The sequence below is a fragment of the Paenibacillus sp. JNU01 genome, from assembly GCF_059130585.1.
Map to the genome: position 1 here is coordinate 3,396,966 of NZ_CP169723.1, position 21,455 is coordinate 3,418,420.

At 44.4% G+C, this 21,455-nt stretch carries 20 protein-coding genes; 13 read left to right on the forward strand and 7 right to left on the reverse strand.

Features of this window, described 5'->3' with window-relative positions; genetic code table 11:
- Positions 1 to 21: 21 nt before the first annotated feature.
- The 3 genes from NLBNIHML_RS14795 to NLBNIHML_RS14805 form a co-directional block, all read right to left on the reverse strand.
- Positions 22 to 1,131 (reverse strand): response regulator, encoded by a 1,110-nt coding sequence (locus NLBNIHML_RS14795; protein ID WP_494354629.1) that lies wholly within the window; start codon positions 1,129 to 1,131, stop codon positions 22 to 24.
- Positions 1,128 to 2,918 carry a sensor histidine kinase gene (locus tag NLBNIHML_RS14800; protein ID WP_494354630.1) on the reverse strand — a complete coding sequence of 597 codons (1,791 nt, stop codon included), beginning with the start codon at positions 2,916 to 2,918 and terminating at the stop codon, positions 1,128 to 1,130. Before NLBNIHML_RS14800 ends, NLBNIHML_RS14795 begins: the two co-directional genes overlap by 4 nt.
- A gap of 97 nt (positions 2,919 to 3,015) precedes the next feature.
- The gene (locus NLBNIHML_RS14805; protein WP_494354631.1) at positions 3,016 to 5,019 is read right to left on the reverse strand and encodes a beta-galactosidase; all 2,004 of its coding nucleotides are present in this window, start codon (positions 5,017 to 5,019) and stop codon (positions 3,016 to 3,018) included.
- A 248-nt stretch (positions 5,020 to 5,267) separates the two neighbouring features.
- Between NLBNIHML_RS14805 and NLBNIHML_RS14810 the strand changes: the two genes are divergently transcribed.
- Complete coding sequence (locus NLBNIHML_RS14810) at positions 5,268 to 6,239, forward strand: helix-turn-helix domain-containing protein (protein ID WP_339257730.1); 972 nt, start codon at positions 5,268 to 5,270, stop codon at positions 6,237 to 6,239.
- Here NLBNIHML_RS14810 and mobA read toward each other — a convergent pair.
- Positions 6,209 to 6,838, reverse strand: a complete 630-nt coding sequence (gene mobA, locus NLBNIHML_RS14815) for a molybdenum cofactor guanylyltransferase (protein WP_494354632.1) — start codon at positions 6,836 to 6,838, stop codon at positions 6,209 to 6,211. The two genes, NLBNIHML_RS14810 and mobA, sit on opposite strands and share 31 nt — an antisense overlap.
- A gap of 126 nt (positions 6,839 to 6,964) precedes the next feature.
- On the opposite strand from mobA, the gene NLBNIHML_RS14820 reads away from it, so the two are divergent.
- Positions 6,965 to 8,194: an MFS transporter gene (locus tag NLBNIHML_RS14820; protein WP_339238297.1), complete on the forward strand. Its 1,230-nt coding sequence runs from the start codon at positions 6,965 to 6,967 to the stop codon at positions 8,192 to 8,194.
- 657 nt (positions 8,195 to 8,851) lie between these two features.
- Here the strand turns inward: NLBNIHML_RS14820 and NLBNIHML_RS14825 are convergent.
- Entirely contained in the window at positions 8,852 to 10,585 is a 1,734-nt protein-coding gene (locus NLBNIHML_RS14825) for a glutamine--tRNA ligase/YqeY domain fusion protein (RefSeq protein WP_494354712.1), read from the reverse strand.
- A 244-nt stretch (positions 10,586 to 10,829) separates the two neighbouring features.
- On the opposite strand from NLBNIHML_RS14825, the gene NLBNIHML_RS14830 reads away from it, so the two are divergent.
- The 3 genes from NLBNIHML_RS14830 to NLBNIHML_RS14840 all read left to right on the forward strand — a co-directional run bounded on the left by NLBNIHML_RS14830 (position 10,830) and on the right by NLBNIHML_RS14840 (position 12,750).
- The gene (locus tag NLBNIHML_RS14830; RefSeq protein ID WP_494354713.1) at positions 10,830 to 11,036 is read left to right on the forward strand and encodes a DUF2164 domain-containing protein; all 207 of its coding nucleotides are present in this window, start codon (positions 10,830 to 10,832) and stop codon (positions 11,034 to 11,036) included.
- A 33-nt stretch (positions 11,037 to 11,069) separates the two neighbouring features.
- On the forward strand, positions 11,070 to 11,618 hold the full coding sequence (locus tag NLBNIHML_RS14835; protein ID WP_253441402.1) for a GNAT family N-acetyltransferase: 549 nt from the start codon (positions 11,070 to 11,072) through the stop codon (positions 11,616 to 11,618).
- 223 nt (positions 11,619 to 11,841) lie between these two features.
- Positions 11,842 to 12,750: a gas vesicle protein GvpG gene (locus tag NLBNIHML_RS14840; RefSeq protein ID WP_494354633.1), complete on the forward strand. Its 909-nt coding sequence runs from the start codon at positions 11,842 to 11,844 to the stop codon at positions 12,748 to 12,750.
- A gap of 177 nt (positions 12,751 to 12,927) precedes the next feature.
- Here NLBNIHML_RS14840 and NLBNIHML_RS14845 read toward each other — a convergent pair whose 3' ends face one another.
- Positions 12,928 to 13,713, reverse strand: coding sequence for an SDR family oxidoreductase (locus NLBNIHML_RS14845; RefSeq protein WP_494354634.1), 786 nt, complete (start codon positions 13,711 to 13,713; stop codon positions 12,928 to 12,930).
- A gap of 27 nt (positions 13,714 to 13,740) precedes the next feature.
- Positions 13,741 to 14,241 carry a GNAT family N-acetyltransferase gene (locus tag NLBNIHML_RS14850; RefSeq protein ID WP_342571244.1) on the reverse strand — a complete coding sequence of 167 codons (501 nt, stop codon included), beginning with the start codon at positions 14,239 to 14,241 and terminating at the stop codon, positions 13,741 to 13,743.
- Positions 14,242 to 14,501: 260 nt separating this feature from the next.
- Between NLBNIHML_RS14850 and NLBNIHML_RS14855 the strand changes: the two genes are divergently transcribed.
- The 8 genes from NLBNIHML_RS14855 to NLBNIHML_RS14890 all read left to right on the forward strand — a co-directional run bounded on the left by NLBNIHML_RS14855 (position 14,502) and on the right by NLBNIHML_RS14890 (position 21,446).
- Entirely contained in the window at positions 14,502 to 15,701 is a 1,200-nt protein-coding gene (locus NLBNIHML_RS14855) for a methyltransferase domain-containing protein (protein ID WP_494354635.1), read from the forward strand.
- 503 nt (positions 15,702 to 16,204) lie between these two features.
- Complete coding sequence (locus NLBNIHML_RS14860) at positions 16,205 to 16,720, forward strand: MPN domain-containing protein (RefSeq protein WP_342571246.1); 516 nt, start codon at positions 16,205 to 16,207, stop codon at positions 16,718 to 16,720.
- A complete protein-coding gene (locus NLBNIHML_RS14865) occupies positions 16,695 to 17,585 on the forward strand; it encodes a formylglycine-generating enzyme family protein (protein ID WP_494354636.1) in 891 nt (296 codons plus the stop codon). The genes NLBNIHML_RS14860 and NLBNIHML_RS14865 overlap by 26 nt, the downstream gene beginning before the upstream one ends.
- Positions 17,582 to 17,854, forward strand: coding sequence for a ubiquitin family protein (locus tag NLBNIHML_RS14870; protein ID WP_278297870.1), 273 nt, complete (start codon positions 17,582 to 17,584; stop codon positions 17,852 to 17,854). The genes NLBNIHML_RS14865 and NLBNIHML_RS14870 overlap by 4 nt, the downstream gene beginning before the upstream one ends.
- A gap of 1 nt (position 17,855) precedes the next feature.
- Complete coding sequence (locus NLBNIHML_RS14875; protein WP_494354637.1) at positions 17,856 to 18,887, forward strand: hypothetical protein; 1,032 nt, start codon at positions 17,856 to 17,858, stop codon at positions 18,885 to 18,887.
- Positions 18,877 to 19,152 (forward strand): acyl carrier protein, encoded by a 276-nt coding sequence (locus NLBNIHML_RS14880; RefSeq protein WP_076332498.1) that lies wholly within the window; start codon positions 18,877 to 18,879, stop codon positions 19,150 to 19,152. The genes NLBNIHML_RS14875 and NLBNIHML_RS14880 overlap by 11 nt, the downstream gene beginning before the upstream one ends.
- A 26-nt stretch (positions 19,153 to 19,178) precedes the next feature.
- On the forward strand, positions 19,179 to 19,934 hold the full coding sequence (locus NLBNIHML_RS14885) for a HesA/MoeB/ThiF family protein (protein ID WP_342571248.1): 756 nt from the start codon (positions 19,179 to 19,181) through the stop codon (positions 19,932 to 19,934).
- Positions 19,935 to 19,958: 24 nt separating this feature from the next.
- The gene (locus NLBNIHML_RS14890; protein ID WP_494354638.1) at positions 19,959 to 21,446 is read left to right on the forward strand and encodes an amino acid adenylation domain-containing protein; all 1,488 of its coding nucleotides are present in this window, start codon (positions 19,959 to 19,961) and stop codon (positions 21,444 to 21,446) included.
- The last annotated feature ends 9 nt before the right edge of the window (positions 21,447 to 21,455 follow it).

The following is a 21,455-nucleotide window of genomic DNA, read 5'->3' on the forward strand; positions in this document are numbered from 1 at the left end:
CAAAGGGCTTTCTTGAACGGCTCATTGCGTGCCACTGCTTGAATTGCCTGGCATACGCGATAGTCCCTTGCGCATCTCCCCCGGTGAAACTCCGAAATGTTTCTTGAATACCCGATAGAAGTAGGACACATCCTCATACCCCGCCAGCTCGGCAATATGTTTGAATGGAATCTGATCATCCATCACCCATTCCTTCGCTCGTGTCATGCGTAACTGGACGACATAATCGGTCACATTCACCTCATACTCTTTCTTGAATACCTTGCTGAGATATTCCTTGCTGACAAAAAAGATCTGGGCGAGCTGCTCCAGCGTAATCATCTCCATACAGTGCTGCTCCATGTATTGCTTCACTTCCTCCAGGTTCAGCTTGTTCTTGAATTTGCGCTGCGCAATGAGTTGCTCGAGAGCCTGGTAATATGGGGCGGATATCCAGGCAATTGTGGATTCTATGGAAGCCAGCGCTGTTGAAGGGGGTAACACCGTTGCTTCGCCCCGCTCGTACAATCCATTGGAGACACAGAGTTCATCCAGCAAAGCCTGTAGTTCATAGGCCACTCGTCCAAGCTGCCGGGGTCTGTTAATCTCGCTGCGTTCCAGCTTCTGCTGCAGTTGCTGGAACCATTCCCGCAGACTTTGAATGTTCAGGTCATTAAACCGCAAACGAGCCTGCTGTTGAAACAAAGAAAAATCACCAGCAAAGGAAGGCGGATACGCTTCCCATGATTCCGGCGCAGATTGAACCTTTTCCAATTCTTTGGCACATTTGGCTAGTACACCATTCAGTTCATCCGGATTCACCGGTTTGAGCAGATAATCCGCAGCCCGATGGCGGATCGCATGTTTGGCATAATTGAAGTCATCATACCCGCTCACCACGATCACCTTGATCTGTGGGTACTGTCCGCTCAGCGTCTGTAGCAGCTCCACACCGTCTGTGCCGGGCATGCGCATGTCCGTAATGATAATGTGAGGCTGATGCTGCTTGACCAGTTGTATGGCCTGCTCACCATCCTCTGCTTCACCTGCAACCGTCATTCCGAGTTCACTCCAATTCCCCAGGTTGCGCAAAATATCCCGGTTCCACGGTTCATCATCCACCAGCAGTACTCTGTACAGTTCCTTGTTCACAAGGCTTCGCCTCCTGTATTGCAGGGAATTCGTACTGTAACACTCGTCCCCTGTCCGTATTCACTTTCCATGCTCATCCCGTATTCAGGTCCAAAATGCATTACCATTCGTGAGGCTGCATTAACCAGTCCAATACTCGTCCCTGAACTCCATACCCGATCAGCCTCCCAGGTAAGTCGCTCCAGCCTGGACTGCATCTCCGCTAGTTTCTCAGCATCCATACCCACACCGTTATCACGAATTCGAATCGTTACCTCTTTAGGTTCACAGACGACCTCAATGCCCAGCTTCCACTCCCCCGGTTTCTTCTCCAGACCATGCAAAAATGCATTCTCCACAATGGGTTGCAAAGACAACTTGGGAATATAACACGCTCGAAGTTCTCCGGTAATCTCCAGTGTGTATTCAAGCTTGCCGCCAAAACGCTGCTTCTGAATGAGCATATAATGTTCCAACTGATCGAGTTCAGACTGTAAAGGGACAAGTCCATCCGGCGCTCGCACAATATAACGAAACATTTCGCTCAAGGCTCGAATGACTTTATAACTGTCTGCCGGTTTTTGCGAGTAGACCATGCCGCCAATCATCTGCAACGTATTTTGCAGGAAATGCGGATGGATCTGGGATTGCAGAGCTTTGAGCTCCGCCGTCTGCTTCTCCAGATTCATCAGGTAGTTGTCCCGAATGTGTTCCCGTATACGGCTTGACATGCCATGCAGATTTTTCTCCAACAGACCAATTTCATCCACCCGGCCGCTTCGTACCACTTCTCTGTCCTTAATCAACTGAATACCCTTCATGGAATTGGCCAGTCTGACAATGGGCTTCGAGGTACTCCAGGCCACGAGCGCAGCTATTCCCACAGAAATGACGGTTGCCAGGCCACCTACAACCAGTCCGTATTTCATCGTTTCCAAGGCACTCTCGTTAATCACATGGGCAGGTACAATCTTGATCACACGCAGTCCTGACGGGTCAATGGAATGATAGAATACGTATTCCTTGGCTGTACGGATGAAACCGGATCTTTCTTTGGCGCCTGCCAATTGTGCCAATGCTTCAGCGGACGGCTGGATGTTTTGATTCGGCTGATAGACCGGGTTGCCCGCACTGTCGGCGATGTATACTGCATAAGCCCCCCTGCTATCCAGCAGCTCGAGGGTCTGATTGAACTCAGCCCACTTGACCTCCAGACTGATGGCGCCGATCTGTGCCTGATCCTCGAAGCGATTCATGCTGCGAGTCATGTGAAACTTTTGCGGATCGTCCGGATCATTGATAATTGTAAAATCTTTATGTTGTGCAAAAAGCTCATGATACCCTTCTGGGATTTCCGATACCGTTTTGATGCGAGAATCCATGGAGTTGAAGGTGAACAAGGTGTCCAGTTCCTTCAGATACAGTTCAACGCCAAACACATAATTGCCAGCGGAATAATATACACTGTTCAGCATATTGAACATGGCCTTCTGTTCGTCAAATCGGCTGGCTGCTGGCGCTTCCTGATTCAACGCCAGATACTGATGCAATTCGTCACTGATCTGAATCGAATAGATAATATTGTTCATGCGAGCGAACTGTTCGCCCAGATAGATGGAGGCCCAGTTCATATTGGCACGGTTGGTCTCCATAATCTCCTCTTCCATGGAAGAGCGGGTATTCTCAGCTGCCATAGCGGTCATGGCAATGACGGGTAGAACAGCCAGCAGCGTCATGGTAAGAATCAATTTATTACGAATGCTGCGTTTGAAAGGATCTGTCAGCTTCCGATAACATTCAGTAAACACAGCGCATCCACTCCTGAGCTAAAATAGACAAACGCCCCAGCATGGAAGCCGAGGGCGCTTTGGTCTTGATATTCATTTTGGTAATTATTATTTCCTATTATTGTTCGATAATCCGTACGCCCCATGGTTCCAGTTCGATCTTCTCTCCCGCAGCAATCGGAATTCCTTCCAGAAGTTCGGTCCCTTCCCCATAGGCATTCACGAAGGATGTTGCCTCATCCGCATAATTGAAATAGTAGCGAATCGTACTTCCCTGATCGTTCACACCTGTCTTCACAATGATTGGAAAAGCCAGTTCCGGCTCAGCTCCCCATACACCCGCTTCCTTCATGACACGCTCCAGTACCTTACGGATCACCGCAGAACTGGTGTAACAGCCGACATAGGTTGCTTTGCCTTTTCCATAGGCATTCTGGGTAATTGCCGCATATTCACCCCAATGTGGATGATCATACCAAGCAAGTACTTCAGCCGTTGTCGGTGTAATTAATTCCATCCAGGTGTGGATCTGATTCTGCTCTTCACCAACCCCAAATGGATCATCCCGCAGCGAAACATGTTTTGGCTCTACAAAAAGGTTATAGCTGATTCCGCATGCCTCACTGATTAGGCCAGGCTGGCGGCTAGAGCGTACCTTGATATGCTCATTTGCAAAGCCGCTCTTGAACGAGTAGACGATATGTCCGCCATCCTGTACGAATTGATTCAATTTTTCCAGCAACGCATCCGATGCAGCATACAGAGCAGGTACAACGAGCACGTCATACGCCGCATAATTCTCAACAGACGGGTCGATCAGGTCACAGCCAATATTCATTTTATATAATTCATCGTACATCCAGCGAACCACATCATTATAATTCTTGTCACTGGTGAAGTTAAACCCAAACCACTTGATTGATGTCAGCGCCTCATTGCTGAACAGCACAGCCACCCGATTCTTTTTCTTCAAATTCACGAGCTTTGGACTCAGACGGGCAAAATCCCTGCCAATGGTCTTCGCTTCGTTGTACACCGGATTCGGTTCAAAGTCATGACTGAGCAATCCTTTCCAATACGTCTCGAACGAATTATGCAACGAATGCCAGTGCCAGTAGGCGACCATGTTCGCTCCGGATGCCAGATGACTGAATGCCTGCAACCGAAGTTGTCCCGGATAGGGAACCCAATGCCAGAATGCCTGCGCTTCGGTCTCCAGTACCAGATAATTGGATTGTTTGGTGGAACGAGCCACATCCCCGCCGAATGAAATCTCAATGCCTGTCAGATCATCCTGGGAAGGATGGTAGATATCCACACTGGTGATGTCAAAAGGTTTCGATGCGGCAAAATGATCCACATCCCCTTGAATGCCGTAGGAATATCCACGCCAGTCAAAGTCAAAGTTCTGGGTAACAAACTGTCCTTCCTGTTTGTATTCATTCACGATCCCCACTTGCCAAGCCAAAAAGTTGGTTACCAGCTGACGCTGGAACTTGGCAAACTCAGCACCCAGACTGCCGTTAATCGTTCCTACAACAGACGGGAAGTCTTCCCAGCTATTGATCCGATTGCTCCAGTAATCGAGACCAAATTCCTTGTTAAGCTCATCCAGAGAGCTGAACTTGTTCCGCATATATTTGACGAATTGCAATTGTACATTATCTCCGGCCGTATTGTAATGTTTCGTCTCGTTATCCGTCTGATAACCGATGACCGCTGGATGTGTGCTTACCCGAGAGATCAGCTTGCGGATGATCCGCTCGGCATAGAATAGATAGGTTGGATGTGTAATATCCATGATCTGTCTTGCACCATATTTACCAGGTCCCTGTGAGGTAGTAGCCAGCACGTCCGGATGTTCCTTAACCATCCACGTTGGAACAGCATACGTTGGTGTTCCTACGATGACCTGAATCCCCGCTTCATGCATGGCGTCCAGCACACGGTCTACCGAAGAGAAGTCAAATACGCCATTCTGCGGTTCATGAGTACTCCAGGTTGATTCTGCAATGCGGACCACGTTGATCCCGGCATCCTTCATCATCTGAATGTCCTTGTCCAATCTTTCATAAGGCATATATTCATCATAGTAGGCCACACCATATAATAATTTGTCCATGATTTAATCTCCTTTTTAAGTGGAAAATATAATGATCTTGACGTGTGCAAGAGTTGACATATTCCAAGCCTTAATGGTAGCGTTTACACTATTATCGGTTGAAGAACTTGGATTGTTCAGTAACCTCTTCAAACGCTGATATGTTCCACGGATTATCCATGCTCGCGTTAAACTGATTATAATGAAGTATACTAAGGGTGCCGATTGTATAAGGCGAGTTGTTTTTACCCTTTTCCGAGGTGAATGTTATGGATATCCGATCACAGCTCCGAGAAATGCCTCACCATACGCTGGCCCACTGGCTGCCTATTATCGACTCCAACATCAAATTCTATGGTGCGCACAGCCAACAAGTACCCCATGGATGGGCGATGCCGGAGGAATCACATCCGGGTTTTGAGATTATGTTGATTATCCAAGGTACTCAGGAGAGTGTGATTCACGGTTATACCTATACCGTGGAGGAAGGTTCCATTCTTCTCATTCCTCCCGGGTTCAAACATACGAATCAATGTGTATCGACGGAAGGCATGACTTATTTTAGCGCTCACTTTAATGTGGATGATCCGGTCTTTACCCTGAAGCTAATGTCACAGCATAGCCAAATCTACGCAGCAGGTACGGCCGTTAATCGGAAGATGCGCGTTGTGCTGGAGAGTTGGATGAGCATGATTAATGTATCCGAAGCCTACACATCCACGGACAAAATGATCATGCAGGCACGCATGTTTGAACTGTTCGCCCTGTTGTCCCAGGCCGCTGACAATGAACCGGAATCCACAACTTCCGTTGCTGCTTCACATGCACCAGCTCCAACAGCCATGCATTATGCGGGAGCTATAGCGGAGGCAATCAAGCAGGCATTCCATGCCCAGCTTCGAACCAAGGAAAGCAGTGTATCCACGGTCAAAGTAGAGCAGATTATATCCTCGTTTGGCATCAGCCCGGGATATGGTCTACAGGTCTTTCGCAAGGTGTACGGGCGATCACCCAGGGCTTACCTGTCCAGCTTGAAATTGCAGGAGGCCAAGGTACTGATCGAACAGCCTGAGCTGTCGCTCGGGGAAATTGCGTGGAAGCTCGGCTACACCCATCTGTCCCATTTCAGCAGACAATTCAAACGTTGGACAGGCCAGAGCCCGCTGCAATACCGCAACCATCATGCAGATGAATCAGGTGATCCTGTATCCTATAGATCTGAAGCAAGTCCGGAATCTTGATTGCGTATACGCTCATACTCTTCCGGCGTGTTCATATTACTCATTTGCATCGCTACTTGATGGACACCTGCGCTCTCAAGCTCTTCCACTTCCACATAGCGGCAACCGATCTCTTCAAGCCATCGCATGACTCGAAGATGATCCTGGTTCAGACGCTGCTCCAGATCAGGGAGCACTCGCTTGTGGTAGGCCCCTGCAAGAGGGTGGACATGTCCATCCACGCGTGGAACGATAGCAGAATATGAGTTATGCGATTCGACCAGCTTTTTTATTCCATCGAAAAAAGACGTTTGCAGGAGCGGCATGTCGCAAGCGCATACCAGATTCCAGTCTGTATCGGAAGCTTCCAGCGCCGCGTGAAGACCGGCGAGTGGCCCCTTCCCCGGATAGTGATCCTGAACGCAGTCGTAGTCCATTGCACTGTAGGCTGTCACATGGGGTCCGGCAGCCACGATGATACGCGATACTGCGGGTCTCATGGCCTTTGTGACATGTTGCAGTACAGCAGAACCGTTCAGTTGCAGCATGGCCTTGTTGGTTCCCATGCGGCTGGATAAACCTCCTGCCAATATGATGCCTGTCCATTCCCTTGAGTTCATGATGGCTTGTTTCCTCCTGGTAACGATATGAGCTTGTTATATCAATGGATCAACATTTTCTATAGATTGAATCCCCTTTCAACAAATGATACATTGAACAATATGCATTTGAAAGGAATGGCTTAATTGGACAGACCTATACCTTCAAAAGGTAATCCCTCATTGGGATCTCTGAAACTATATAACTTTTTCATATATGGCGCCATCTCCATCTTTGCCGGATTCCTGCAGTTATATCTGCAAGAGATTGGCATGACCAAACTGGAGATTGGCAGTCTGATGGCGATTGGACCTTTTGTCTCCTTGTTCGCCAACCCGTTCTGGGGTTTCTGGAGCGATAAATCCCGCAATATTCGCATCATTCTGATGATTATGATGGGAGGCACATTTGTGCTCGCCCAGGGTGTATTCTATGCGCCCAGTTATACATGGATCTATGTAGCCATGATCTTTTTTTATTTTTTTCAAAGCCCATTATTCGCTCAAACCAATAGCCTGATTCTCGGATATATCGATGGCACAACCCAGAAGTTTGGATCATTCCGGCTCTGGGGTTCACTCGGTTGGGCACTGACTGCCGTTGCAGCTGGCCCGCTCATTGACCGTTTTGGTATCGGCAGTGTATCGATTATCTTTGCGTGCATGATTACTGTCGCCTTCGTGTTATCCGTGTTCCTGCCCAGACAGCCTATTGCTTCCGATACACCCGTGGTGACTTTTCGGCGGTTTGGCAAAGTCATGTTCAATCCGTATTTTATGACATTTATCGGTCTTGGTGTACTGGTCTCGGTACCCAATGCCATGAACAGTACATTTATGTCCTTATATATTGTAGAGATGGGTGGCGACAAACAGATGGTCGGCTGGGCCATCTTCACCTCATCCATTCTCGAAGTCGGTGTATTCCTGCTGCTCGACCGCTTGCTCAAACGCAAAATGAGCATGCTTCTGGCCTCTCTCATCCTGATCAGTCTGCTGTTTGCACTGCGCTGGCAGCTTATGGCACTGGCCAGCAACCCGATGGAGATTGTATTCATTCAGCTGATGCATTCCATCACGTTCGGCGGGTACTTCTATGTAGGCACACAACTGACCATGCTGTTCATTCCAAGACCCTATCGTTCCTCCGGTCAAGCGGTCTATACGATGGCCTGGGGCGGTCTCTCAGGGGTTATTGCGGGTCTGTTCGGCGGCTGGCTGTTCCAGAACTTCGGGGCGGAAGTCATGTATAGTATTGGCGTATTCTTCTCGCTCATCGGTGCTGTTGGATTCAGCATCATGTGGTTGTCGAACCGCCGTAACGGCTATCAGCCGGTTGTGTTGACGGAGATGGGCAATATGGATGAGGAGAGATAATCTTTTGTTAGAAAAATTGAAAGATTGATTTACACAAGAGCACTACGATGACAGAAGAATCTTTCGATCGCCGTTATCCCCGGATTTTTTTGATTCCCTTTTTTCAAGGTTAAAATCCAGGGATAAATGCGACCGCTCCGCTTCTTCAGGTTATTTCTGTCCTCTCCGTTATCGTGTAAATTAACGTTCAAACATTCAAACAAAAGATTATGGATAGTAGTATTAAAGAGAAAGGAGTCTAAGGTTTGTGCTCCTAACGAACCTTAGACTCCTTATCTGCAGCAATTTCACGATATGCTAAAGCTAAGGAATCTCAGCCACCTTATTTCGCATAAAAGTCACAAAAAACTTCGAAAAGACAGGATAAATGAGGAAATAAGGTGTCTACGATTCGTTACGTTGCTGGAATGCCGAAATACACTTAAATAGCATGTCCTCGGTTCGTTAGATTCTTGCCTCACACGCACATCCACCACTTCAGCACATGTTCATGTTCATGCCATATTATATACTCGGTCTAAAACTAACCTAACTATATGTTGAAAAACAAAAGGGCATCCTTCGCCATGACCATGACGAAGGATGCCCTTGCTTTAACATATCATTTGTCTGCTTGCCAGCACTCCGATGAACAGAGCTTAAGCTGATTCATCGAGCTTATGCCTTCGGCAGTTGGAATGAGCTTTTCAGAGATACGACCCGGTTAAATACCGGACGTCCTGGCTCGGAATGTTTCGGATCTACGCTGAAATAACCGTGACGGAAGAATTGGAACTTGTCCTGAGCGTTCGCTTCCTTCATCTCTTGTTCCACATACCCGTGAACAACCTCAAGAGAGTTCGGGTTCAATTGATCCAGGAACGTTTTCTCCGGTTGCTCTTCCACAACCTCCGTTTCAGCCCCAGCTACAGCCACTTCAACCTCAGCTTCTGGTGCTTCATCCAGGATCAAAGGCTCATACAGACGGAATTCAGCAGGTACCGCTTGAGTCGCTTCTACCCAGTGAATCGTACCTTTAACTTTACGGCCAGTGAAGCCACTGCCGCTCTTCGTCTCCACATCATAGGTACAATGAATCTCGATCACATTGCCTTCTGCATCCTTGATTACATCGTTACATTTGATAAAGTATGCATGTTTCAGACGAACTTCGTTGCCAGGGAACAAACGGAAGTATTTATTCGGCGGATTTTCCATGAAATCGTCTTGTTCGATATAAATCTCACGAGAGAACGGAATTTGGCGATTCCCCATCTCCGGGTTCTCCACATTGTTCTCTGCTTCGAGCCATTCCACTTGCCCTTCCGGGTAGTTGGTAATAACCACTTTAAGCGGGTGCAGGACAGCCATCGTGCGTGGAGCTTTCAGTTTCAGGTCTTCACGTACAAAGTGCTCCAGCGTTTGCAGGTCGATGACCCCTTGGCTCTTGGAAATGCCTGTTTCGAATACAAAATCACGAATAGCTTCCGGCGTATATCCCCGGCGGCGCAGACCCGAAATGGTCGGCATACGCGGATCATCCCAACCATCCACATGGCCTTCGTCCACGAGCAGCTTCAGCTTCCGCTTGCTGGTCACCATCTGGGACAGGTTCAGGCGGCCAAATTCGTATTGACGAGGTTGGCTCTCCATCTCACATTCTGCAATAACCCAATCATAGAACGGGCGTTGATCCTCAAACTCAAGGGAGCAGAGGGAGTGTGTTACACCTTCAATGGCATCTTCGAGCGGATGAGCGAAAGCGTACATCGGATAGATGCACCATTTGTCGCCCGTGTTATGATGATGTGCATGTGAAATCCGGTAAATCACCGGATCGCGCAGGTTGATATTCGGTGCAGACATATCGATCTTGGCACGCAGCACTTTCTCCCCGTTCTGGAATTCGCCTGCACGCATACGAGTGAACAGGTCGAGATTCTCTTCCACCGAACGATCACGGTACGGGCTGTTCTTGCCCGGCTCCGTCAGCGTTCCGCGCATTTGACGAATTTCGTCGGCGCTTTGGTCGTCGATATAGGCTTTACCTTTTTTAATTAACAAGACCGCACGGTTGTACATCTCATCAAAATAATCCGAGGCAAAACGTTTCTCGTTCCACTCGTATCCGAGCCATTTCACATCTTCCTGAATCGATTGAACGTACTCTACATCTTCCTTGACCGGGTTCGTGTCATCAAAGCGCAAGTTCGTTTTGCCGCCAAATTCGCCGCCCAGCGTAAAGTTAATCCAGATCGCCTTGGCATGGCCGATATGCAGATAACCGTTCGGTTCCGGAGGAAAACGGGTAATAACTTCCTGGACTTTCCCTGACCGGAGATCTTCGGTAATAATATTTTTGATAAAGTTAGGTGGGGTTGTACGATTGTCCACAGGTATCAAACCTTTCATGAATTGATTGGAACTTTCAGTAATTGCAACGCGTTTCATTTAAATATACCTTTAACGGGGGAGGAGTTCAATAAAGAAGGCACCAAAGTCAGGTACAGCCGTGCATAAATAGGCCCAAAACCATTTTGACGGGTTCGCTCGAATCATGTAGCATGATAGTAAAATAAAATTAAAGGGAGGGTTTCCCATCACATCAAATTCGCTTAAACTGACCAAAGAACAGCAGGATGAAGCCATTCGTACCATCCAGTCGTATTTCGAAGAGGAACGTGGCGAAGAACTGGGTGATCTGGCCGCTTGGGGTGTCCTCGACCTGTTCATGATACAGCTCGCTCCCTACATATATAATCAGGCACTCCGTGACGCGCGCACAACGGTCAATCAACGCATGGCATCGATGGAAGAAGACCTGTTTGCACTGGAACAAAAGTTACCCAAGACTTCCCGTTAATTCACTAATTTATAAAGAAAGAAGGTTGCATTCATGTTTACCTATTCATTGGATGAATATACCGAACTCCGGCCGCTGGCCATGGAACATACCAAACCGCTGTTCGAACTCACGGATCGTTCACGGGATCAACTGAGACATTGGTTACCGTGGGTTGATCATGTGACAGAAGTGGAACACACCTCAAACTTCATTACTAATGCATTAAAACAAGGTGCTGAAAATGGCGGCTTCACCGCCGGTGTGTGGTTAAAAGGTGATCTTGCCGGCATCATCGGATTCCACGAGATTAACTGGACCAACCGCTCGGTGAGCATCGGATATTGGCTTGGGAAAGGTTTTGAGGGTCAGGGCTTGATGACAAGTGCTTGTCGCGTTCTGGTTGATTATGCACTGGTCACACTGGATCTGAATCGCGTTGAGATTCGCTCGGCAACGAACAACAAACGCAGTCGCGCTATCCCGGAAAGACTCGGATTCGTTCTAGAGGGTGTCATTCGTCAGGCAGAGAAGCTGCCTAAAGGTTACGTGAACCATGCAGTATACGGCATGCTGCAGCATGAATGGGAACTTTTACGCTAATTTGTTTACATAATTGAGTTAAAATCTAACTAAGACCAACCGTATGCCCCTTTCCTGTGTACATTTTAAACACGGGTGAGGGGCATTCTTGGTTATTGATCCATTTTTTACTAACAATTAAGGTTCCTCTCAGCCTCCCTTCATTCTTGCTCTCTAATATAACGTTGTGGGTGAACACCCATACACCCATACCAACCTACAGAAGAAAGAAGGATGATCCAAGATGAAGAGAGCCAAAACATCAAGAACAGTAGTGGTTACCAGCGCAATGGCTATGACGATTGCACTCGGTGGAGGCATGTTTGCACATTCAGTAGCTAATGCAGATCCGGCAGCAAACCCTTCAGGCCAGACGGACAACGCTCCTACAATAAATTCACATAAAATAAAACCAGAAGACCGGGTTAGAGGTTTGGGGCCCGGGCTGGAGCGCTATTCGGACGAACTTACCTCCGTGCTTGGCGTGTCTGCCGATGAGCTGAAAGAAGCGCGCAGGTCAGGCAGCACCATTGCCCAGATTGCAGCAACCCAAAATGTAGATGTACAGACCGTCATTGATCAACTGGTCGCAGCGGAGAAAACAGAACTCCAGCAGCAGTTGACCGATGGCAAAATCACACAAACCCAATACGATGAGCGTGCAGCTACAATTACACAACGTGTGACTGACCTGGTAAATGGTAATAAGAAGGACGTTGGAGCAGGTGGGCGTGGTCGGGGTGGATTTGGTGGACCAGGAGCAGAACGTTATACCAAGGAACTGACCTCCATCCTCGGGGTTACAACGGAAGAACTGAAGGAAGCCCGTGAAGCAGGCAGCACTATTGCCGAGATTGCCGCCACCAAGAACGTGGACGTGCAGACGGTTATTGATACACTCGTTACTGCCCAGAAAGCAGAACTGCAACAACAGTTAACCGACGGCAAGATCACACAAAGCCAATTCGATGAGCGCGAGGCAGACATTACTCAACGAGTTACTGACCTCGTCAATGGTAAACAGCCAGAAGGTCCAGCAGGTCACATCCATGATCATGGAGCAAGACCAGACGGCGAGGCCAAGACAGTGCCGAATCCGAATTCCAGCAAAGTCGACAAGTCACCTAATGACAGCATCAAAGACTTATCTTAACAAAGGATTAGGCCCAGAACGTTAGACAAGCACAGGCTTCTTTATACACCCGGTTTAATGCATGAATCAAGATAAAGCCCCTCCTTCTCCACAACAAGTGGACATTAAGGAGGGGCTCTGTCTTGATATCGCAATCCGTTTCCATATCACTTTAAATCTGTCGATCAAACTTCTTCCTTAGAGGGCTCGGACCATACCACCATCCACGATCAATGAGGTTCCGGTGATGTACGTATTGGCCCCGGATAACAGGAACACCACCGCTTTGGCAAACTCCTCTGGTTGACCATAACGGCCGAGTGGAATCTCCTTGCGGAACTGTTCCGAGACTTCATCCTCACTGACTCCGTTCTGCTCTGCCCGTGCAGCGTCCAGCTCACGAATGCGGTCTGTGGCAATACGTCCTGGCGCCACCGTGTTGATTAAAATTCCGTATGGAGCCAGCTCTTGGGATAACGTCTTCGCCAATCCAAAAACGCCGGTACGGAACGTGTTGGACAGCACCAGACCCGGAATGGGTTGCTTCACGGAAGTTGAAGCGATATTCACAATGTGTCCTCCGCTTTCTTTCATATAAGGAAGAGCACCGCGAATCAGCCTTACATAACTGAGTACATTTAAATCAAATGCACGCTCCCAATCTTCATCCGTCAGTGACTCAAATGAACCCGAGGGTGGCCCACCCGAATTGTTCACCAGAATATCAATCTGCCCGAACAGCTCTGCTGTCTTGTGAATCAGCGCCTCAATATCTTCCTTACGTGTCACATCGGTTGCATGATATTCCACACGTCCACCACCAAGCGCCAGAAGCTCCTGCTTCACGGCTGCGAGCTTTTCTTCGCTCCGGCTGGCGAGCATGACGTCAGCACCTTCTGCTGCCAATTGAGCGGCTACCGCTTTGCCCAGCCCGCGGCTGGAAGCCAGCACCAGTGCTTTTTTACCTTGAAGTCCCATGTCCATCGTTGTTCCTCCTCCTCAGCTACGTTTCTATTTGGTTTGGATAAAATAACCCATAAGAATGTCGTCCACATCCTTGCCGCCGATATAAAACTCGGACACCAACCTGCCTTCCGTCACAAATCCACACTGGGTATAAAACGTAATCGCTCCCGGATTGCTAGAGAGCACGCGCAGCCTGAGCTTACGAACGCCTTGTTGGGCCGCATGCTGCTTGATAGCATCCATCAAAGCAGTAGCGATACCACAACGCCGATCATGAGGATGAACTGCAATATGAATCTCGTAAACGTGACGGTTGACGGGCATACCTGTCGCTGGCTGAAAGCCCACATAACCACATACCCGCTCTCCCTGCACCGCAATCAATTGGCTGCCTGGCGGACAATACTGCAGGTATTGCTGTCTGGAGCGCCATTGCATCGGTGCAGGAGAGGTGTATTTGTCCCATACCAGGGTGTCCAACTCCATGAGCTGTGCTGCATCTTTAATCTCGGATGGACGAATCGTAAATGTATGGCTGGTAAGCATAATGATTCAACCTTTCGTGCTATAGTCGACAACGCTGTACGTTACAACGCCGGAAGTTAAGCGAGTGATGAGTTAGAAGTTAGGAAACCATGATTCGTTAGCGACACTGTCTAACTGGCTTTGTTCTATATATTGTAGCATAGCCTCAACGTTGACTAAAATTCCAACCGGATTTGAACCTTTTCGCATAATGAAATGAAATAAACGTTTAACCTTGCCGTAACGTCATGGTTTATACTGGTTCGATAAGGAGGGGACGCATGATGAATATCAAAGAGGCAGCAAGCAGGCTCGGGATATCGGCGAGAGCCATTCGTTTTTATGAGGAAAAAGGATTAATTCTACCCGCCAAACAGACCACTAACGGGTATCGCACCTACACAGAAAATGATATTTGGCGGCTTCAAACCATTGCTGCGCTACGTGAGATTGGCATGTCCCTGCAGGATATTACACACGCGCTCGGAGAGATCGATCAGGGGAATCAGCAGCGGCTAGAAGAATATCTGGAGCTGCAACAGGCCGTCATGTATGCCCAATGGATTGAACTGAAACGTATGATGGATACAACCCAGCGTATGATTGATCTGAATCGCCAGGACGGACCGCTGGATGTCAGCCATCTGCACGATCTTGCGGACAGTGCGCGGCGTCTGCGTGAAGCACGGCAGAACTGGCATGATCGGTGGAATTATGACACACAAGCAGCCGTCCATGATCAGCGAGTGCAGGGTGGACACAGGGACAGTGCGAGGCAATCCTTTTCAGAGGACAGTCATCGTTCAGACAACGTCTCGCCTATAAACGATCAGCATGAGATTTCACATCCATATCATAATACAGATGAGTCCACATCGAGTGATTCAAATGATACGGTGCAGTCTTCCTTTTACCTGTATCACAACTATGATGAGGGACTGGAACAGACAGCTCAATGGATCTCGCCCGCCCCAGGCGAGAAAGGACTCGATATCGGTACAGGCACGGGTAATCTCGCAGGAAAACTACTACGTTGCGGCGCAGACATGACTGCAATCGACCAGTCCCGGGAGATGCTGCGCAGATGCCGTACCAAATATCCTGACATGCATGTGAAGCTAGGTAATTTCCTGGCGCTGCCTTTTACCGATCATTCCTTCGACTTTGTCGTATCCAGCTTCGCCTTCCATCATCTGAGTCCAGATCAGCAACTACTGGCCTTACAGGAGATGCAGCGAGTTCTAACCTCGCGCGGACGTATCGGTCTAACCGATCTGATGTTTGTTGATGCCACTCACCGCGAGGCGTATGTCCGTGAAGCTGAATTATCCGGACACGAAGAACAGTTGCGCGCCTTGCGTGACCGTCACTTCCCTCTGCTGGGTGAGCTATGCGGATGGCTGGAGCAACAGGGGTACGTCACCAAGCATGTGCAGCATAATGAGCTGTTGCACACGTTGCTGGCAGTGCCTTTGCGGTGAACATCGAAACACCAAGAGCGTACAAATGAAATAAATAGATTTACATTAGGACAATGTGTTCTCTCTCACAAAACGCTTCAAAGTACGTCTCCTTCTTATGTATAAAAAAAGACTCCACCATGATGAAAATAGTGGAGTTTTTTTGAGTTTTCCCGCGGTGTCTTCCGTGATTTTTATGCTGAAATAAATATCGTGGAAACCTTTCTATGAATACATAGTGTGTTTCTAAAGCATTGTTATCCTGTAATCACGTAATACTTACCTTTTAATAGATATTCATTGGTTTAAGCAGAATTTGAATGTAAAACCCGAGTAAAAGATCCATGTATTAACATCAAATAATCATAATACCATTTTTAAAAATCGTAAGATATATACAATCACATAGAAGTTTTTCTGAACGCGACTGTATAATAATGGAAATAATAGCGAATTTGTAAAACCTACGTTAATTCGTAAATATTTATTCCTAAATTTATAAGCAAAGGTGGTGCGCTCCTTTAATGACCGAAAATCATCGGAGAATTAAGTTTGAGAAACAGCTGTTATTGAATTTTATAAGAGATGTTAAAAAACAATTTCCTAAAAAAGCATATGGCTACTTTTTATCAACAGAGCCAGATGGTGGACCTTCTGAGTACATAATTATGCAAGAAGATGTACGAGGTTCTTTCTTAGACTATTTCTCATCCTATGGAAATTACTACAAAGACCATGATGATGCCGGATTTTTAACTTCTCCAGAAGAAACTATTAAGATTGAAAAGTATATTCGACAGAATAAGTTGTTCAAAGTGGGGGTATTCCACAGTCATCAACGACACCCCGCTATATTAGCAAGGGTAGATGTCGATCTACATCCCTCATCGAGTGTTTGGCATCTTCTAATCTCTTTACGGACATTAGAATATCCCCAAATTAGAGTTTTTGAAGTAAGCCCTGATAAACAAGTAAAAGAAATTAAAATTGAGTTGGCAGAACTGGAGGATCAAAATGAAGCAAGCTATACATTTTACTGAGATGAGTAAATCTTATAATGAAGATGAGCTTGTCCAATTCCTTAAAACAATCTTCTCTGTTAATCGATTTGGAAAACCAGTAGTAACAAATAATCATGTTCTTTATGAAGCTTTCCAATTGCTTAGTGACATACCTTTACACATTAAAGAAGAAATTCTATATACAAGATTTTATAAGGATAATGAAAAACGCTATAAAGAGTTGATAGCTAGATGGATGATTGAATTACCTGGGGGCACATTTAATATGGGGAATCACAAAGAGGCTAAATACTTATATTGTGGAGAAGAGCCTTTACATGAGGTATACCTCTCACCCTATAAAATAATGTCAATTCCAGTTTCAACTAGTTTGTATAAAGAGTTTGATCCTGATTATCAAAGCGCCCCACAAAATTATCCTGCAACTAGTATAACTTGGTACGACAGTTTTATGTTTGCAATTTGGTGTAATACTGATCTACCAACCGAAGCAGAGTGGGAGTATGCAGCAAAAGGAGGGAAAAATCATCACTATCCAATTGACGAACATTCTCTAATTGATTACGCATGGTTTAGTGATAATTCTGGAGGTAAATTGCACGTAATCGGACAAAAGAAGCAGAACAATTATGGCTTATATGATATTAACGGTAATGTATGGGAATGGTGTTTGGACACTTATAACTCTAATTATTATTCAAAAACTGCCTCTCATAACCCCGTAAATATAAATGATGGAGAAAACAGAGTCTGCCGAGGAGGAAGTTTTCATTCGTTCATAGATATGTGCAGAAATAATTTCAGGCATCATGAACCTGCATCATTTCATGCTTATGATCTTGGTTTTAGGTTAGTTAAACATGAAGGAGGACAAATTCAATGATTACAGTAATCTTGCCCCAATTCTTAACATCTTTAGCTAGAAATCAACAAGAAATACAAGTAGAAGTAACTGATTTGGCAGAACTCAAAAATTATTTGGCATCTAGCTTTCCAGCATTAAAGGAAAAGTTATGGGAATCAAATGGCACTACTAAAAGAAATGTATTGTTTGTTTTAAACGATAATTTAATTAAATTTGAAGATTACAAAGTAATTCAGTTTAAGCAAGATGATGAATTAAATATCATTTTACAGTTTGCTGGTGGTTAATATGAGCAATTCAAAAATATTAAATTCGAGAGTTCTTCCTCAAGAATATGTTGAAGAAGCTCTAGGCTATGTATGTTATGAGCGAACGTATCACTATCTATTTACACAAGTATATCAATTAGAGAGCTACCCACTTCTTTATTTGGATAGGTTTGTAGGGTGGACTTTTAATACTTCAGGCGAGCCGTTTTTGCCTTTGGTTAATGGGCTAGAGGAGTTTCTAAACAAGTATATTAGACAAGTACATTTAGTAGAAGTAACGGAAGTAATAGAACTTCTCTATAAACTATTCGCTCAGAATAACTTTGTATCATTGACTATGGAAATGAAACATCTGGATAATTCCACTTACTATACCACCGTATTCATCGAAGATATTCATGATGAACAAATTGTTTATACTCATATCAACGAAGCTAATCAAACTGCTAGGAAATGTATGAATTTAGAAACTTTCAAAACAAAGCTTTATATTGATAACAACCTAGTAGAACTATCAGCATATGAGTATTCTGAAGTACTGAATAGATTGAAAAATAATAATTTAATTGAGAATATAAAGTTTATCTTTCTCAATCTTTATGGGTTGAAGATTAATGAGGAGGGTATAGAAAAAAACTCAATAAGGATTCCATGCTCGCAATCTGGACTACATGATCTAAAAAAATTCATTGAAGAACACACTTCTCGGTTTCTAACTGCATCTATCACAAAAATTGACCAACAAATTTTGAGTAAGCAGATAAAAAGTAAAATTCATCCTCTTTTACAACTAGTCAAGTATATAATACACTCAAAAATTCATATAACAACAGAAATAAGTAGTGTTTTTGAATTTCAAGTTTACAATATCAATGATTGTCTTAATAAACTTCAATTTTTTTCAAGTGTAGTTGTACAAAAGCCCGGCCAAAAATCGCTTGATTTGTACCTTAAGTCCCTAGATAAATTAATTTTGAATATTAGTCATTTACAAGAATCGTTATTAGTGGTCTTAAGAGCATTGATAGAGGGAGATAATTATGAAAAATAATGTGATGAACCTTCTTCACGGGCTTATTCCAGAGGATGTACTGAAAGAAGTTGAGAATAATTTCGAACAGTATATATGTACTCCTCTAAATCAGTTGGGGTTTGATTCTATGTCCACAATATCACTTGTAATGAAACTTGAGGAGCAACTACAAATTGAGTTTGATTACGAGCAATTCGACCCTGCTTCAATTAGTAGTATAGAAGGTCTTTTAAAATTACTAAGAGAGAATGAAAGTAATTTTGTTGGATTTTATGAAATATAATAAACGCCGAAGGGGCCTAGATTTAAATGACAACAATTAACTCACTAACAGAAAAAGAGAAACTGCGTTATAGAAGACAATTAATTTTGCCGGAAATTGGAGAAGAAGGCCAAAAAATTCTTAAACAATCAAAAGTATTAGTCATTGGAGCAGGAGGTATTGGTTCTCCCTTACTCCTGTACTTGGCAGCCGCAGGTATTGGTCACATTAAAGTTTATGATAATGACAATGTTGAACTAACTAATTTGAATAGACAAGTCCTTCATGGGTACACAAATATCAATCAAAACAAGGCGGAATCAGCTAAACAAACGTTGAGCGAACTTAACCCAAATATTTCAATCGATATCTCAAGAGATAGACTTGTAAGAGAAAATGCTCTCCATATTGTCTCAGAATTCGATATTGTCGTTAACGCTGTAGATAATTTAGAAACTAGATATATGTTAAATGATATATGCGTAGAGCTTGGGACACCATTAATTGAAGGAAGTATCTTTCATTTCGAAGGACAGATCATGCTCATTGAACCTGGAAAAGGACCTTGTTATCGATGCCTATATCCTGAATTACCCGTTGACGTAAAAAAACAAGAGTTTGGTGTTATTGGCATGACTCCAGGTTTGGTCGGAGTTCTTCAAGCCACAGAAACAATTAAGTATCTACTGAAAATTGGTGAACCTCTTACTAACAAATTGATCTATTTCGATCTATTGTCTACAACAATAAGAAAAATTGATATTAAAAAGAATCCCGATTGTCCTATATGTTCTCATAAATAATACATCAAAGAGAGGAAACTATATGTGAAAGAAATTCATACCCTAGCTGCTTCCAATGTTAATCTTTTGTTTCAGGAAATATCAAAAAATAATTCAAGTAAATTGGCAATTAAAGATGAAAATAATTTCTTAACTTATAATGATCTTGATAGAACTGTGAATAACCTGGCACATTGGCTAAAAACAAAACATCATTTTGAAAAGAATGAAGTGATCGCCATTATTCATGAGCGCTCTATAGAAACTGTTACTGCAATGCTGGCTATTCTCAGAATTGGTGGGGTCTTTTTACCGATCGACCCTTCTCTTCCAATTGCAAGAATCGAATATATGCTTAAAGACAGTGAAGCAGTGCATATTTTAACATCCCGAAAATTAGAGGTTAATTATAAGAATAGAACAAATAGTTTGATTGTTATTGATGATATATTAAAACTCCCCCAATATAGTGATTTATCTTTAGTGGATATCAAAAAATCTGATCCCGCTTATATTATCTATACTTCTGGTTCAACAGGAAAACCTAAGGGGGTAGTAACAAAACATGAAGGTTTAAGTAATTTAACATCTGTATTTACAAATGATTTAGATATAAAGCAGCATGATAGAGTACTGCAATTTGCGAGTATATCTTTTGATGCTTCAATCTGGGAGATATTTATGGCTTTTTTTACAGGAGCTAGTCTGCACATTGTCCCACAAAATATTATTATGAATCCTAGACATTTTGAAAATTATCTGAATATCAACAAAATATCCATATTAACCCTTGGACCAGCTTATCTCGCATACCTTAATCCTTCTAACATAGAACATATAAAAACGGTAATTACGGCTGGTTCGCAAATTTCTTCAGACCTAGTAAAAAAATGGTCTAAATTTGAGTACGTGAATGCTTATGGACCTACAGAAACCACGATATGTGCTACTTTATGGAAGAGAACTAATATGGAAGAAATCGAATCCATACCTATCGGCAAGGCTATACAAAACTGTGAAGCTTATGTCATGGATGCAAACCTGAACGAGTTACCAGCTGGGCAGACTGGTGAATTATGTATTGCTGGAATTAACTTAGCAATCGGATACTTAAATAACGACGAAATGACCAATAAAAAGTTTATATTCTGCGAAGCTTTAGGTAAACGTTTGTATAGAACAGGCGATCAGGCCAAGCTAACTAACAACAATGATTTAATCTATTTAGGTAGAATTGATGATCAGATAAAAATTAGAGGTTATCGTATTGAAATAGGTGAAATTGAGTATTATCTAAAAACATATCCTGAAATATTAGATGCGTGTGTAAAAGTAGTTAAGGACTCTCAAAATCAAGATCATCTATGCGCTTATTACTTGTCTGATGAAGCCATTAATAATATTCATGTAAAGGAATTTCTAAGCTCATACCTGCCCGGTTATATGGTTCCCAATCATCTAATCAGACTTTATAAATTCCCATTAAATTTCAGTGGGAAAGTTGATAAATCCAAATTACACTCACCCTTTTAAAAGGAATCC